At 57.8% G+C, this 16,035-nt stretch carries 14 protein-coding genes; all 14 read left to right on the top strand.

Annotation, left to right across the window (positions count from 1 at the left end; genetic code table 11):
• Window positions 1-749: branched-chain amino acid ABC transporter permease (locus A3730_RS06905; protein WP_063537780.1), on the top strand; the 749-nt coding region annotated here is incomplete at its 5' end.
• Window positions 749-1,813 carry a branched-chain amino acid ABC transporter permease gene (locus tag A3730_RS06900; RefSeq protein ID WP_063519778.1) on the top strand — a complete coding sequence of 355 codons (1,065 nt, stop codon included), beginning with the start codon at window positions 749-751 and terminating at the stop codon, window positions 1,811-1,813. The genes A3730_RS06905 and A3730_RS06900, both read left to right, overlap by 1 nt.
• Complete coding sequence (locus A3730_RS06895) at window positions 1,806-2,573, top strand: ABC transporter ATP-binding protein (protein ID WP_007149647.1); 768 nt, start codon at window positions 1,806-1,808, stop codon at window positions 2,571-2,573. Before A3730_RS06900 ends, A3730_RS06895 begins: the two co-directional genes overlap by 8 nt.
• Window positions 2,560-3,267 carry an ABC transporter ATP-binding protein gene (locus tag A3730_RS06890; protein WP_063521468.1) on the top strand — a complete coding sequence of 236 codons (708 nt, stop codon included), beginning with the start codon at window positions 2,560-2,562 and terminating at the stop codon, window positions 3,265-3,267. Before A3730_RS06895 ends, A3730_RS06890 begins: the two co-directional genes overlap by 14 nt.
• A 92-nt stretch (window positions 3,268-3,359) precedes the next feature.
• Window positions 3,360-4,544 carry an ABC transporter substrate-binding protein gene (locus A3730_RS06885; protein WP_063521467.1) on the top strand — a complete coding sequence of 395 codons (1,185 nt, stop codon included), beginning with the start codon at window positions 3,360-3,362 and terminating at the stop codon, window positions 4,542-4,544.
• Between the two features lie 212 nt (window positions 4,545-4,756).
• Window positions 4,757-6,844, top strand: a complete 2,088-nt coding sequence (locus A3730_RS06880; RefSeq protein WP_063537776.1) for a 3-hydroxyacyl-CoA dehydrogenase NAD-binding domain-containing protein — start codon at window positions 4,757-4,759, stop codon at window positions 6,842-6,844.
• Window positions 6,845-6,862: 18 nt separating this feature from the next.
• The gene (locus tag A3730_RS06875) at window positions 6,863-8,059 is read left to right on the top strand and encodes an acyl-CoA dehydrogenase family protein (protein ID WP_063537774.1); all 1,197 of its coding nucleotides are present in this window, start codon (window positions 6,863-6,865) and stop codon (window positions 8,057-8,059) included.
• A 12-nt stretch (window positions 8,060-8,071) separates the two neighbouring features.
• Window positions 8,072-9,214: an acyl-CoA dehydrogenase family protein gene (locus A3730_RS06870; protein ID WP_063518953.1), complete on the top strand. Its 1,143-nt coding sequence runs from the start codon at window positions 8,072-8,074 to the stop codon at window positions 9,212-9,214.
• Between the two features lie 172 nt (window positions 9,215-9,386).
• Window positions 9,387-10,415 (top strand): NADP-dependent oxidoreductase, encoded by a 1,029-nt coding sequence (locus A3730_RS06865; protein ID WP_063518952.1) that lies wholly within the window; start codon window positions 9,387-9,389, stop codon window positions 10,413-10,415.
• Window positions 10,415-11,869, top strand: coding sequence for a DHA2 family efflux MFS transporter permease subunit (locus tag A3730_RS06860; protein WP_063537772.1), 1,455 nt, complete (start codon window positions 10,415-10,417; stop codon window positions 11,867-11,869). Before A3730_RS06865 ends, A3730_RS06860 begins: the two co-directional genes overlap by 1 nt.
• The gene (locus tag A3730_RS06855) at window positions 11,866-12,798 is read left to right on the top strand and encodes a ketopantoate reductase family protein (protein WP_063521019.1); all 933 of its coding nucleotides are present in this window, start codon (window positions 11,866-11,868) and stop codon (window positions 12,796-12,798) included. The genes A3730_RS06860 and A3730_RS06855 overlap by 4 nt, the downstream gene beginning before the upstream one ends.
• Window positions 12,799-12,894: 96 nt before the next feature.
• Entirely contained in the window at window positions 12,895-15,438 is a 2,544-nt protein-coding gene (locus A3730_RS06850; RefSeq protein WP_082872286.1) for a TonB-dependent siderophore receptor, read from the top strand.
• 54 nt (window positions 15,439-15,492) lie between these two features.
• The gene (locus tag A3730_RS30270) at window positions 15,493-15,753 is read left to right on the top strand and encodes a hypothetical protein (RefSeq protein WP_156497107.1); all 261 of its coding nucleotides are present in this window, start codon (window positions 15,493-15,495) and stop codon (window positions 15,751-15,753) included.
• Window positions 15,753-16,035 (top strand): hypothetical protein (locus A3730_RS06845; protein ID WP_063537770.1); only part of this gene is annotated, 283 nt, incomplete at its 3' end. The genes A3730_RS30270 and A3730_RS06845, both read left to right, overlap by 1 nt.

Below are 16,035 nucleotides of genomic sequence, written 5' to 3'. Positions count from 1 at the left end.
ACGGGGCGCTGTATATGGTCGGCGCCTATGTCTCGTATATCACCATGGTCGACTTCGGTGTGAACTACTGGGTGGCCATGTTGCTGGCTGCCGTGGCAGTGGCGCTGCTGGCGGTACTGTGTGAACGGTTGGTGTTCAACCCGCTGCGCCATGCGCCCCCGATTCACGACAAGATTGCCGCCATCGGCATCATGTTGTTTCTCGAAGCGCTGGTGCAAATGCAGTGGGGCGCCGAGTTCCGTCGCATGCCCACGCCCTATACCGACATTCTCGATATTGCCGGCATGACCATTCCGGCTCAGCGGGTATTGATCATCGCGGGTGCGTTTTCGTTAATGGCAGTGCTGCATCTGTTCCTGAAGAAAACCATGACTGGCTCCACCATCGTGGCCATGGCCCAGAACCGTGAAGGCGCCTTTCTGGTCGGCATTGATGCCAACCGGGTGGCGATGATGACATTCGCTATTTCCGGGGCACTGGCGGCGGTTGGCGCCACCCTGTTCGCGCCGATCAACCTGGTCTACCCGGCCATGGGGCATCTGCTGATCATGAAAGCCTTTGTGATCATTATCCTGGGTGGCATGGGCTCCATACCCGGTGCCATTGTTGGTGGCCTGATCATCGGCTTTGCCGAAGCGTTCGGCGGCTTTTATATCTCCACCGATTACAAGGACATCATCGCGTTTGCCCTGCTCGTGGTGATTCTTTCCATCAAGCCGACTGGCCTGTTCAGCAAGGGGGTTCACTAATGAGTGCCCTGACCAAGATTTCCAATTTTTTTATGACCCCGGCCATGAAGATCGCAATGATCGTGGCGGCCTTGCTGTTCCCCTTTGTGGCGGGCAACGAGTACCAGATCTATGTGATGGCACTGGCGTTTGTCTGGGCCATTGCTGTGTACGGCATGAACATCATCACTGGCCTGTGTGGTCAGTTGAATCTTGCCCACGGCGGTTTCTTTGCCATGGGGGCGTACGCTCTGGCGATTCTTACTGTGGATCATGGCTGGGCCTTCTGGCCGGCGTTTATCGCGGCAGGGGCCGTGGGCGCTATCCTCGGTTTTCTGGTGGGGGTGATTTCCCTGCGCCTGAAAGAACACTACTTCGCCATCTTCACCCTGTGCGTGGGCTTCATTATTTATCTGTTGCTGGATAAGTGGGAAGAGCTGACCCACGGTGCCCTGGGGATTATCAATATTCCTGCGCCGAGCGGCTTCGGGCTGGTGGACTTCACCGAGACCACTCCGTTCTACTACCTGGCGTTGGCATTCATGGTGCTGTCCATCTGGCTGGCATCACGGATCGCGCATTCCCTGTTGGGGCGGACCTTCCTTGCCATTCGTATCAGTGATGACCTGGCGGCGTCGCTGGGGATCAACCTGATGCGCAACAAGGTGTTGGCGTTTGTGCTGTCTACCACCTACGCCAGTGTGGCGGGTGCGCTGTATGCCGGCATGGTGCGTTTCATCGGCCCGGCGGAAGCCGAGGTGACACACACCTTCGACATGATTACCTACCTGTTGGTCGGCGGCATTGGCACCCTGATGGGCCCGCTGCTGGGTACCCTGGTAATTACCTGGCTGACCCAGTCACTGCAGTTCCTGGAAGAGTACCGGATGATCGTGTTCGGGCCGATGCTGGTGGTGCTGGTGATCTTCTTCCCGAAAGGGGTCGTGGGTTCCTTCCTGTCCTGGCGCGGTCGTCGCCTTGCGGCGGCGCACGATGCCAGCCAGGCAAAAGAGAAGGCGGCCAGCAATACGTCGTCCAGCAAGTCCTCGGCAGCATCCACGCAGGAGGCCGGTAACCATGCTTAAGATTCATAACCTCACCAAACGTTTCGGCGGGCTGGCGGCGGTCAATAACGTCAGCATCGAATTCGAAGCCAACAAGATCAACGCCATCATCGGTCCCAACGGGGCCGGCAAGAGCACCTTCTTCAATCTGGTGGCCGGTGCCATGGCGCCCACCGAGGGGCGTATCGAATACCAGGGCATGGACATTACCGGCATGGCCTGTGATCGCATTGCCCGGCTGGGCATTGCACGCACTTTCCAGACCACCATGCTGTTCGATCAGTCCACGGTGCTGGACAACCTGATTGTGGGCCACCGTCTGCGCACCCAGTCACGCCTTTGGGATGTGATCATCAATTCCAAACGCCTGCGCGACGAAGAGAAAAAGTGTCGTGCCCGGGCCCAGGAAGTGCTGGATTTTGTCGGCCTGTCTCACATCGGTCATCGCATTACCGCGGATATCAGCCAGGAAGAGAAAAAGCGCGTGGCATTTGCGCTGGCACTGGCAACGGATCCGGAGCTGGTGCTGCTGGATGAGCCGGCAGGCGGGATCAACCCGGAAGAAACGGAAAACCTGGCGGCCTTGATTCGCAAGATGGTGGATCACGGTGTCACGGTCTGCCTGATTGAGCACAAGATGGACATGATCATGAGCCTGGCGGACAAGATCATGGTGATCGACCACGGTGAAAAAATTGCCGAAGGCACGCCGGATGAAGTGAAAAACAATCCGTTGGTGATCGAAGCCTATCTGGGGAGTGATGAAGATGCTGCAGCTTAATAACGTGGAAGCCCGTTACGGCAGTTTCAAGGCGCTGGAGCAGGTCTCCATGTCCGTGGAGCAGGGCGAACTGGTGGTGCTGTTAGGCGCTAACGGCGCAGGAAAAAGCACGTTGTTCAATACCATCAGCGGGCTGATCAAGCCATCGGCGGGCACCATTACCCTGGATGGCACCGATGTCACCGGCCTGAAACCGTCGGGTCTGGTGCGCAATGGCGTGGTGCAGTGTCCGGAAGGGCGCAAGCTGTTTCCGGAAATGTCGGTGTTGAAAAACCTGATGCTGGGCGCCTATGTGCATCGTCGCAACAAGGCGGAGATCAAGAAGACACTGGAAGAAATTCTGGCGCTGTTTCCGATTCTCGATGAAAAAAAGGACCAGTCTGCCGGGTCTCTCAGTGGTGGTCAGCAGCAAATGGTGGCCATTGGCCGCGCCATGATGGGCCGCCCGAAAGTGTTATTGCTGGATGAGCCCTCGCTGGGTCTGGCGCCCCTGGTGGTCAAGCAGATGTTTGAAACCATCAAGGGCATCAACGAGCAGGGCACCACGGTTTTGCTGGCGGAGCAGAATGCCTTCGCCGCACTCAAGATTGCCCACCGTGCCTATGTGATCGAAAACGGTCGCCTGGTCATGGAGGGTGATAAAGACGCAATGCTGGGTAACGAAGCCATTCGCAAGGCCTATATCGGCGCGTAATTGTTATCCGGTAGCAGCGTGTGCGCTACAACATAATCAATTGCTACAACACAAGACTCACGGTTTGAGCAAAACAACAACGGGAGAGTTTCATGGGTAACGGAAAACAGACTCTGGTCAAAACCTTTCGCAAGCTGGCCTGTGCCAGCGCAATCGCCCTGGCAGCCACGGGCGCGCAGGCGGCAGAAGAGGTCAATATCGGTTTCACCGGGCCTTTGAGTGGTGGTGCGGCGTTATACGGCCAGAACACCCTGGAAGGTTTGCAGATGGCTGCAAAGGAAATCAACGAAGCCGGTGGTTTTACCGTCGCTGGCGAGACCTACGAGATCAACCTGGTGTCGCTGGATGACAAGTATTCGCCCAGTCAGGCAGCGGTGAACGGCAAGCGGCTGGTGCAGCAGTACAGTGCGCCGGTGATTTTTACGCCGCACTCCGGCGGCACCTTTGCACTGCAAGCGTTCAACGAACGCGATGGTTTTGTGGTGATGTCGTACACCTCGGTGCCCACGGTGACAGAGAAAGGCAATGAGCTGACCGTACGGATTCCGCCCACCTTTACCGGTTACATGAAGCCGTTTACCAAAATCGCCATGAAGGAAAACGGCAAGAAAGTGGCTGTGGCCAACGCCACCCACGACTATGCGAAATACTGGACCAAGGCCTTTGTTCCCACCTGGGAAGCCATGGGCGGTACCGTGGTGGCGGATAACCCGATGGACTACAACAAATCTGCGGATTTCTACACCGGTGTGAGCAAGGTGCTGGCGGAGAAACCGGATGTGATGTTCATTGGTGGTGCGTCCGAACCCACCGCGCTGGTGGCGAAACAGGCTCGTGAATTGGGTTTCAAGGGTGGTTTCGTGATCATGGACCAGGCCAAGATGGGGGAAATGTCCAAGATCATCGGTGGCTACAAAATGCTGGAAGGGTCCGTGGGTGTGGTGCCGCTGACACGTTATGAAGAGCCGGGTGCCAAGGCGTTTGTGGCCAAGTATCACAAGCAGAACGCGGAGAAGGACCCGACCACTGAAGTGGCCTATAACTACTTCGCTTTGTACACGGTGGTTCAGGCCATGCAGGAAGCCGGTACCGTTGAAGATGCCAAGGCAATTCGTGGCGCTTTCGGTGCGGCGCTGAAGAACCTGAAGCCGGAGAATAATCCTTACGGTGTGACGGCAATTGATGACAAGGGCGGCATGATGGCTGATCCGAATATCGCCACCGTGAAAAATGGCGAAGTGGTATTGCAGCGCATGTCTGAAGTGCTGGCTGAATAAGCCGTTATCACGAAAGCGGGGCGCCAGGCGCCCTGTTTTTCGGCCCCTTTTAAATAATGAAATTATGTTCCGAAATAATTGAAACCAGCTTGTCTTTGCTTATACTGGTATCAATCTGATCCTTTCCAGTGCGGCCCGTTAACAGGGCTGGCGCTGCCTTTTACGCCGTATCGGCGATGCAGACGCGAAAGGATGTCCTGAGGAGAGTCGTAATGAGTAACCCGGTCAGCCTCAGTCGCGATAGCGACATTGGCGTTATCCGCATCAATTATCCCCCGGTAAATGCGCTGGGCCATGGCGTACGTGAAGGCCTGCAGCAATGCCTTCGTGATGCGCTGGCAGATGAACAGATTCGGGCGGTGGTGGTGATCGGTGAAGGAAAAACCTTCCCGGCCGGTGCCGATATCCGTGAATTCGGCAAGCCCCCCCAGCAGCCGGCGCTGCCGACTGTTATTGACGAATACGAAGCCAGCGACAAGCTGGTGGTGGCGGCCATCCACGGCACGGCGTTGGGTGGTGGCCTTGAAGTCGCGCTGGGCTGTGACTATCGGGTGGCGCTGGACAGCGCACGCCTGGGCCTGCCGGAAGTGAAACTGGGGCTGCTCCCCGGTGCCGGTGGCACGCAGCGTTTGCCGCGCCTGGTGGGGGCGCAGAAAGCGCTGGAAATGGTTGTCGGCGGGAACCCGGTGAAAGCCAAAGAAGCCCTGTCGCTGGGGTTGGTTGATGAGATGGTCAGCGGTGATCTGTTGGAGGGGGCGCTGGCGTATACCCGTCAATTGCTGGCCGATAACGCTCCCTTGCGAAAGCTCCGTGATCTGGCCGTGCCGGATGCGCAAGACGGTTTGTTCGACCAGTTCGAGCAATCCATCGCCCGTAAACAGCGCGGTTTCAAGGCGCCATTCTCTTGCATCAAGGCGGTGAAAGCGGCGGTGGAGCTGCCGTTCGATAAAGGCGTGGAGCGCGAGCGTGAGTTGTTCTTCGAATTGCTGGTGTCCCCGGAATCGGCCGCCCAGCGCCATGTGTTTTTTGCCGAGCGTGAAGTGGCCAAGGTGCCGGGCCTGGACAAGAACACCCCCAAGCGCGAGATCAACCAGGTGGCGGTGATCGGTGCCGGCACCATGGGCGGTGGCATCGCCATGAACTTTGCCAATGCCGGGATTCCCGTGCGCCTTCTGGAGGTGAAGGAAGACGCGCTGGAGCGCGGTGTGGCGGTGATTCGCAAGAACTACGAAAACACCGAAAAAAAAGGCCGTATCACCGATGAGCAGGTGGAACAGCGCATGGCGCTGATTCAGCCCACCTTGAGCTACGATGATCTGAGCGATGTGGACCTGGTGATTGAAGCCGTGTTCGAAAACATGGATGTGAAAGAAGCCGTGTTCAGCGAACTGGATCGGGTGTGCAAGCCCGGTGCCATTCTTGCTACCAACACCTCCACGCTGGACGTGGATCGTATCGCCAGCTTCACTGGCCGCCCGGAAGATGTCATGGGCATGCATTTCTTCAGCCCGGCCAATGTCATGAAGTTGCTGGAAAATGTTCGCGGTGAGAAAACCTCGGATGAGGTAATCGCCACTGTGATGGACCTGAGCCGCCGGATTGGCAAGGTCGGTGTGCTGGTTGGGGTGTGTCATGGCTTTGTGGGCAACCGCATGTTGCATCGCCGTCAGGCGGAAGCCGTGGAGCTGGTCAACGAAGGTGCCAGCCCCCAGCAGGTGGACAAGGTGTTGTTCGACCTGGGCTTCCCCATGGGGCCGTTTGCCATGTCTGATCTGGCGGGCATGGATGTGGGCTACCGCATTCGTGAAGAGCTGCGCAAGGAAGATCCGGCCAATGGTCCGGCACGTAACTGGACTGACGAGCTGGTGGAGGCGGGACGTCTGGGCCAGAAAACCCAGGCCGGCGTATTTGACTATAAAGACGGCGATCGTACCCCTGTACCTTCAACCGCTGTGGACGGCATTATTGAACAATACCGCAGTGATAACGGCATCACCCCGCGTGAGATCAGCGACCAGGAAATCCTGGAGCGTTGCATGTATGTGATGGTGAACGAAGGTGCCAAAATCCTGGAAGAAGGCATCGCTGCCCGTCCACTGGATGTGGATGTGATCTGGATCTACGGCTACGGCTTCCCGGTGTACCGGGGTGGCGTGTTGTTCTGGGCAGATCAGGTGGGTGTAAAAGCCATCTTTGAAAAAGTGAACGAGATCTATCAACAAACCGGCTCGGATGTCTGGAAGCCTGCCAAACTGCTTGGCGATCTGGCAGAGCAGGGCAAGGGCTTCTACAGCAAATAAGCATTAGCTGAGGTAATCATGGATATTAATTTTACCCCGGAAGAACTGGCGTTTCGCGATGAAGTGCGCGTCTTTCTGGATACCAAGCTGCCGAAAGACATCGCCAGCAAAGTGAAGAACAGTCAGCATCTGAGCAAAGACGACTCTGTTCGCTGGCAGAAAATTCTCAATGAACAGGGCTGGATGGCCCTGCATTGGCCGAAAGAGCATGGCGGCACCGGCTGGTCACCGATTCAGAAGCATATTTTTGAAGAAGAATGTGCAGAGTACGGTGCCCCGAGCGTGCTGCCGTTCGGTGTGAACATGGTGGCGCCGGTGATCATCAAGTTCGGTACCGAAGAGCAGAAGCAGAAGTACCTGCCGCCGATTCTCAACAGCGATGTGTGGTGGTGCCAGGGTTACTCCGAGCCGGGTGCCGGTTCTGACCTGGCGGGCCTGAAAACCAAGGCGGCCCGTGAAGGTGACCACTACATCGTTAATGGCCAGAAAACCTGGACCACCCTGGGTCAGCACGCAGACTGGATCTTCTGTCTGGTGCGCACCGATCCCAATGCCAAGAAACAGGAAGGTATCTCCTTCTTGTTGATCGACATGAAAACGCCGGGGATCACCGTCCGCCCATTGATTACCCTGGACGGCGAGCACGAAGTGAACGAAGTGTTCTTTGATGATGTGAAAGTGCCGGTGGAAAACCTGGTCGGCGAAGAGAACAAGGGCTGGACCTGCGCCAAGTACCTGTTGACCTTTGAGCGTACCGGTATTGCCGGTGTGGGGCAGTCCAAGGCGGCCCTCAAGCACCTTAAAGAGGTGGCGCGCAAGGTGCAGCAGAACGGCAAGCCGCTGATTGAGGATCCTTTGTTCCGCAACCGTTTGGCGGACGTGGAAATGGAACTGATGGCCTTGGAAATGACCAACCTGCGCACTGTGGCTGCGGCCCAGGCCGGTGGTGTGCCCGGTGCAGAAAGCTCTTTTCTGAAAATCATGGGCACCGAACTGCGTCAGGAAATTACCGACCTGTTCCGCCGTGCAGCAGGCCCCTACGCCCAGCCGTTCCTGCCGGAAACCTTCGATGCGGATTATGACGGCGAGCTGGTCGGGCCGGAATTCGCCAATACGGTGTCCGCCAAGTACTTCAATATGCGCAAGCTGTCGATCTTCGGCGGCTCCAATGAAATTCAGAAGAACATCATCGCCAAGATGATTCTCGGTCTGTAAGGAGTATTGAGCATGGATTTTAAACTGAGCGACGAACAGCGCATGCTCGAAGAAACCGTGGGCCGTCTGGTTCGCGATGGTTATCCCTTCGACGTACGCGAGAAAGCCCGCACCAGTGAACTGGGTTATTCCGCAGAAATGTGGCAGCAGTTTGCCGAGCTTGGCCTGTTGGGCGTGCCGTTCTCCGAAGACTTCGGTGGTTTCAACGGCGGTGGGCCGGAACTGATGGTGGTGGCTGAAGGCTTTGGCCGTGGCCTGGTGCTGGAACCTTATCTGGCCACAGTGGTATTGAGCGGCACATTGATCAATTCACTGGGCAGCGATGCGCAGAAAGAAAAACTGATCAGCGCCATTGTTGGTGGTGAGTTGCGTCTGGCACTGGCGGCTTACGAGCCGCAAGGCCGTTACGACCACACCCATGTGGCGGCCACCGCAGAGAAAAGTGGCGATGGCTACAGCCTGACGGGCAACAAGGCCGTGGTACTTCATGGCGACAGCGCCGACCAGCTGGTGGTGATTGCCCGTACCGGTGGTAATGGCACGGACCGTGATGGTTTGTCCGCGTTTATCGTCGATGCCAACGCCGACGGTGTCAGCCGTCGCGGTTACGAAACCATTGATGGGCTGCGTGCGGCAGAAATCACTTTCAACGGTGCGGCGGCGGAATTGCTGGGCGAAGAAGGCAAGGCCATCGATGCGCTGGAAGCCTCCCTGGCGCTGGGCATTGTGGCCCTGTGCGCAGAAGCTACCGGTGCCATGGAAGTGGCCTGTGATCAGACCCTGGATTACATCAAGGAGCGTCAGCAATTTGGTGTGGCCATTGGCAAGTTCCAGGCGCTGCAACATCGCATGGTGGAAATGCGTATGGAGCTGGAAAAAGCCCGCTCCATGACCATTTTTGCAGCCTGCTCTCTGGACGCTCCTGCTCAGGTCTGTGCCAAGCGTGTGGCTGCCGCCAAGGCGATTATCGGCAAGTCCGGTCGCAAGGTAGCGGAAGAAGCCATCCAGTTGCATGGCGGCATGGGCATGATGGAAGAAACTGCCGTGGCCCATTACGCCAAGCGGATTGTGCTCATTGATCACCAGCTGGGTGATCTGGGTTATCACATGCAGCAGCTGGAAAGCTTGCTGGATGTGGATGACGATGCAGCATAAGTAGATGAAAAAGGGCGGCTTCGGTCGCCCTTTTTTGTTGTCTGTGGCGGTCGCTAACGACACAGGGGCGGCCTGAAACGACAATCCACGCAATGCGCTATTTGAAGCGGGCCAGCCTTCCCCCAGTGTGTGGACTGACTTTTACTGTTTTGCGTTTTACGGGAGAGAAAGCATGAGTGTGAATCGCCAGATTATTTTATCCGAGTACCCCAAGGGGATGCCCCAGCCTGAACATCTGCCTTTGAAGGAAGGCGCGATGCCGTCGCCGAAAGAGGGCCAGGTCCTGATCAAGACCATCTACCTGTCACTGGACCCCTACATGCGTGGGCGCATGAGCCCGGCCAAGTCCTATGCGGCCAGCGTGGAGCTGGGTGATGTGATGCAGGGCGGTACCGTCGGCCAGGTTGTGGAATCGCGCCTGGAAGGTTATGAAGCCGGTGACTATGTGCTGGGCTTCGGTGGCTGGCAGGAATACTCCGTGCAGGGCAAAGAGATGCTGCGCAAGCTGGACCCGAAACAGGTACCGATCAGCACGGCGCTGGGCGTGCTGGGTATGCCGGGCTTTACCGCCTATGCGGGGTTGCTGGAAATTGGTCAGCCCAAAGAAGGCGAAACCGTGGTGGTCTCTGCGGCCAGCGGCGCGGTGGGTCAGATCGTCGGGCAGATCGCCAAGATCAAAGGTTGCCGCGTGGTCGGCGTTGCCGGTGCACCGGACAAGTGCCAGCACGTGGTGGATACCTATGGCTTTGATGCCTGTGTGAACTACAAGGACGACGACTTCGAAGCTCAACTGAAGGCCGCCTGCCCCAATGGCATCGATGTGTATTTTGAAAACGTGGGTGGCAAGGTGTTTGATGCGGTGATGAAGCTGGTGAATGACTTCGCCCGTATTCCCCTGTGTGGCCGTATCGCCCATTACAACGATACCGAAGCGCCCCAGGGGCCGGATCAGCTGCCCGGGTTCTTGACCAAGCTGCTGGTGAAGCGGGTGCTGATCAAGGGCTTTATCCAGTTCGATTATGCGCCCCTGATGAAAGATTTTGTCCGCGATATGAGCGCCTGGATGCAGGCCGGCAAAATCCAGTACCAGGAAGATGTGGTTGAAGGTCTGGAAAACACCGTGGATGCCTTCCAGGGGCTGCTGCAAGGCCGTAACCGGGGCAAGCTGCTGGTACGGGTCAGCGAAGATACCTCCCGGTAATGGCAACAGTGGAGGCGCAGGTCCAGGCGCTTTTTGCTCTGCATGGCCCGCGCTACCGCTGGCTCGCAACGATAACGGTGATGCTGGGCACCATGTCCGTGGTGCTGGCATCCACCATTATCAATGTGGCGATTCCCACCATCATGACCGAGTTCCAGCTGGCGCAGGATCAAGTGCACTGGCTGGCCACCGGTTTCCTGGCAGCAATGACAGTAGGCATGCTGCTCAATGCCTGGTGTACCCAACGATTTGGGGCCCGTGGCGCTTATTTGTTGGCCATGGGCCTGTTCGTGGTGGTGTCCATTGTGGGGGCTGCCAGTGAACATTTTCCCTTGCTGGTGGCTGCCCGGGTAGGGCAGGGCCTGCTGGCCGGGCTGATCCAGCCGCTGGCCATGATTACCATCTTCCAGGTGTTCCCTCTCAATCGTCGCGGTCAGGCCATGGGTATCTATGGGCTGGGTGTTGTATTGGGACCGGCCATTGCTCCGGCCATTGGCGGGGTGCTGGTGGATACGTTGTCTTGGCGGGCGGTGTTCCTGGTGGTGTTGCCGGCCTGTGTCGTGGGCATGATCATGGCGGCCCGATATCTGCCACGGCGTGAAGCTGAGGCGGACCCGGTTGCACTCGACAGGGTGGGGCTGATCTCGCTGGCGCTGGGTATCACAGCCTTGCTGTGGGCACTGGCCAATGGGCATCGCCGCGACTGGGTTGATCCGGTGCTGTTGCTGGCGTTTTTCGGTGGCCTGGGGCTGACCGCTTTCTTTGTTTATTGGCAAACCCGTTTGCAGCATCCGTTAATGGATCTGCGGGTGTTTCGCTACCGGGGCTTCACTGGCAGTTTCATCATGTCCATGGTGATTGGTGCCGGGGTGTTCGCTTCCACCTACATCACTCCATTGTATTTTCAGCAAGTGCTGGGCGAGAGCGCGGCCAGCGCGGGGCTGATGTTGATGCCGGCGGGCCTGGCCATGGCCTTTACCTTTCCGGTAGCGGGCCACCTGACCGACCGTTTCCCGGAAACGCGCATCATGGCTGCGGGGCTGGTGTTGTTTATTTTCAACATGGTGCTGATGGCCGGTGCCAACCTGGGCACGTCGGCGGTGTGGCTGGTGTGGTGGACCTTGCTGGGTCGGGTGGGTTTGGGGCTGATGATGCCGCCATCGTCCACCGGGGCATTGGGTTTGTTGCCGCCGGGCCTGATTCCCCAGGGCTCGGGCATCTTCAATTTTGGTCGCCAGATTGGTGGCGCGCTGGGCGTGAATCTGTGCGCCCTGTGTATTCAGTTTTTCAGTGAATCTTTTGCACAGACCCGGCCGGATGCGTCGGCGGCGCAATCCTTTGAGGCGGGTTTTGATATGGCATTTCTGCTGTTGCTGGCCATTTTTGTGGTGGCGCTGGTGCCGCTACGCAGCATGCAGCAGGGGATGCGACATTTGGGAGAGCAAAGAGCATGAGCAAGACCGGGAATAACAAGCCGGACATTCTGGTAATCGGCGCCGGCGCCATTGGCAGTTTTTATGGCGCGATTCTGAAGCGGGCGGGTTGTACCGTGAGCGTGGTACTGCGGTCGGATTATGACGCAGTAAAAGCTGACGGCTTTCGCTTTACCAGCCCCCTGGGTGAACTGTCGTGGACACCGGATCAGGTCTATCAACCGGGCGATACTCCGGGGCGCCTTCCGGATTATGTGTTGCTGTGCGTCAAGGTGCTGCCGGGGGTGGACCGGGCTGAACTGGTGCGCCCCTGGATGGGGGAGCAGACCGGGCTGGTGTTGATTGAGAACGGTCTGGATATCGAGCGTGAGCTGGCGGATGCCTTCCCGCGCAATCCTCTGGTGAGCTGCCTGGCGTTTATTGCGGTGAGTCGCACTGGCCCGGGTACCGTTAACCATCAGGCCTATGGGCAGCTGGTGATGGGCAATTTCCCCACGGGCTTTGATCACCACTGCGCGCAGTTGGCGGGCTTGTTCCGCGAGGGTGGTATCGATATCAACGAGACGGATGCTGTGGTTGGCGAACGGTGGCGCAAATGTGTCTGGAATACCCCGTTCAATCCGTTGAGTGTACTGGCCAACGGGGCCGATACCTTGGCCATGCTCGATGCGCCGGGCGGCGAAGGGCTGATTCGCACCTTGATGGAAGAGGTGATTGCGGTGGCCCAGGCCGATGGCTACCCCATGCCGGACGGTATTATCGAGAAGAACCTGTCGGGCACCCGTGCCATGGGCGCGTATAAAAATTCCATGGCGCTGGATTACCTGAACGACAGGCCCATCGAGCTGGATGCGATTCTTGGCAATGTGGTGGCCATCGCGGACCGCCTGAATGTGCCCGTGCCGCACTTGCGCACGGTGTTGGTGGCGCTGCGTATGCGCCAGGCATGACGACTCGCCACTGAAGCCAATAAAGCACCTCACTTGAACAGGGTTCGCAATGTATATAGTATTGCGAATCGTTTTCATTTGTATTGGGGTGTATTGATGAATTTCCGAATTAGCCGTCTCCACGGGGGAGTGCTGCTGGGGTTGGCTTCGCTGGCGTCAGCAGGGGCGGCGTTGCCGCAGAGCGTTTTGGCCGACAACGCCCAGAGTGGCGCGCACCAACAACAGCGGGTCCGTGTCGCCTTACCGGCCCAGGCCCTGTCACGCTCCCTGGCACAAATGTCCCGGCAGACCGGAATCCAGATTCAGCAGGCCAGTGGGCTGGCAGGCAACACCGTGGTCAACGCGGTCAATGGCACCATGGCGCTGTCGTTGGCGCTGGATACCCTGCTGGCAGGGACCGGTATCACCTACCGTTATACCGATGACGGTGCGGTGCTGGTGGGCGAGCCCTCTGCGGCATCAAGTCAGGATGCCAGCACGTTGGCGGCGATCAATGTCTCCGCCCAAACCGAGGTAGAGGAGTCGGCCTGGGGGGCGGCGAGTCAAGGATACATGGCGACGCATAGTGCCACCGGCACTAAGACTGACGCACAAATTGTTGAAATTCCCCAATCCGTTTCCGTGGTCACCCGTCAGGAAATGGATGACCGTGGCTCTGAAACGGTGATGGATGCCGTGCGTTATACCGCCGGGGTGCAAACCGAAGGGCAAGGTATCGACAGCCGGGTGGACGATATTCGCATCCGGGGTTTCGATGCCTCCAGCTGGAGCAATAATCTGTACCTGGATGGGTTGCGTATGCCCCGGGGTGGTCAGTGGACTACGCCGCAGATCGATGCCTATGGCCTGGAGCGGGTGGAAGTGTTAAAGGGGCCGGCTGCTGTGCTTTACGGTCAGGTGGCTCCTGGCGGTCTGGTCAACATGGTCGCCAAGCGACCGACCTATGATCAAACCAATGAAGTGGTGCTGGAAGCTGGCAGCTTTGACCAGTACGAAGGCTCCTTCGATGTGGGCGGGGACCTGGGCAAAAGCGGCAAGGTGATTGGCCGTTTGGTGGGGAGCTACAACGACGGCGATTCCCAGGTGGATGAAACCGAACTGAGCCGCACCTACCTGGCGCCCAGTGCCACGGTATTTCTCACCGATGATACCGAGATTACCTTCCTGTCTTACTACCAGAAGGATGAGGGCGGCTCTACGTTCCAGTTTTCCCCAATCAAGGGCATGCTGGAGCCGACTCCTTTCGGCTATATTGATCGCAGCACGTTCCTGGGGGAGCCGGACTGGAATACCTATGACCGTGAGCAGTGGGCCATTGGCTATGACCTGACTCACTACATCAATGATGCCTGGTCATTCCGCCAGAATGCCAAGTACAACCACGTGGAATCCCTGTTCGAGACCGTGGTGTCTGCGACCTTCACCAATGGTGGCCTGTTGGCGGATGAGCGGACTATGGACCGTCGCGCGGTTCGTGGTGAAGGCGATCTGGACAGCATTGCGGTGGATAACCAGTTCAAGGTGGTCTTCAACACCGGTGAAATGCGCCACAGCATGCTTATGGGTCTGGACTACCTGAGCACTGACTGGACCCATGACCGTTATCTGGTCTGGCCAATGGTAGGTGGCCCGGTAGCTCCGATAGACGTGTTTGATCCTGTATACAGTGGTGCTGCGGGCTTTGAAGATGCACTGATTCCACAAATTCTTACCGATGTAAGCGACGAGCAGATTGGGGTGTATCTGCAGGATATGATTGCGCTGGATAACTGGCGTTTCACTTTGGGAGGGCGTCAGGACTTTTTTGATTACGAAGCTGATCAGGGAAACATGAATCGTGCCGCACCCGGTACCGTCACCCGCTCTCGTGATTCAGCCGACGATGAGGCCTTCACCTGGCGTGCCGGTGCAACTTACCTGTTCGACAATGGCGCGGCTCCTTACGCCAGTTACGCCACATCGTTTGAACCACTGACCGGTTTTGATACCAGCGAAAGTCCCTTTGAACCGTCCGAAGGCGAGCAGTTCGAATTGGGCGTCAAGTATCAGCCACCGCGCAGCAACAGCCTGGTCACCCTGTCTGTGTTCGATCTTACCCAGACCAACCTGGTGGTGTCTGATCCCAACCCGCCGGTTTCCGCTGCCTGTAATGCGGATAATTCCTGCCGACGCCAAACCGGAGAAACCCAAACCCGGGGTGTGGAGCTGGAAGGCAAGGCCTGGCAGGAAGATGGGCTCAGCGTGACGGTGAGCTACACCTATCTGGATGCAGAAATTACCAAGGAAACGGACGCAACCTTGAAGGGCAACGACAAGGAATATGTGCCCAGGAATAGCGCGGCCCTGTGGTTGGACTACAAGTGGCAACAAGGTTTCCTGCGCGGTCTGGGGCTGGGGGCCGGTGCACGGTTCACCGACAGCCTGTATGGCGATGCAGCCAACAGCTACAAAGTGGACAGCTACACCCTGTATGACGCCTCCGTGCGTTATGACATGCGCTACGTCGGCCTCGATGGCGTCATGTTATCCCTGACGGGACGTAATTTGGCGGACGAGGAATTCCTCAGCTCCTGTAGCCAATATGGCTGTTCCTACGGCACCGCTCGCCATGTAACGGCGGGGGTCAGCTACCGCTGGTAAACCATCAGCCGGCCCGCCATTGAGCGCGGGCCGGCCTGATTGGATGGACAGGTTATGACATACCTTTTAACCGGTCTCGCCACGTTGGGTGCGGGCCTTTTCTTTTATCTGACGCTGAATAATCAGCAATGGTTAAAGCAGCCATTGTCGTCGCGCTGCCGACCGTTGGCGTTAGTCGTCCTCGTCGCCAGCGTCGCGGGGTGGATGTTTCTCATGGATAGCAAAGCCGGTTTCTTTGCGGTGCTGGTGGTGTTGATGCTGGTGTTTGGCACGTTACCGTTGCTGTCGCTGCTGAAAACCGGGGAGGGGAAATAATGGCCAAGCCCAAAACGCCGGCGATACAACCGGACTGGATCAGCAAAACGCTCGCCGGTGCCCTGTTGGGCTTCGCGCTGGCGGTGGCCATTAGTGGTCTGTTTGCCTGGTGGGGCCCCGGGGGCATAGGGGCGCCGGACAAGGTGCAGTTCAATATGTGGGCGATCTCTCTCTACTGGATGACCGTATGGAGCCTGGTCTACCTGTTCCGCACTGGGCTGCGTGCCTGGTTGGTACTGGGCAGCGCCACAACGGCAGCCCATGTTGCCTTGTTTATTACAC

This window comes from Alcanivorax sp. HI0044, from assembly GCF_001634945.1.
The sequence above is the reverse complement of the archived record's forward strand: the minus strand, read 5'-3'. Positions and strand labels throughout refer to the sequence as shown.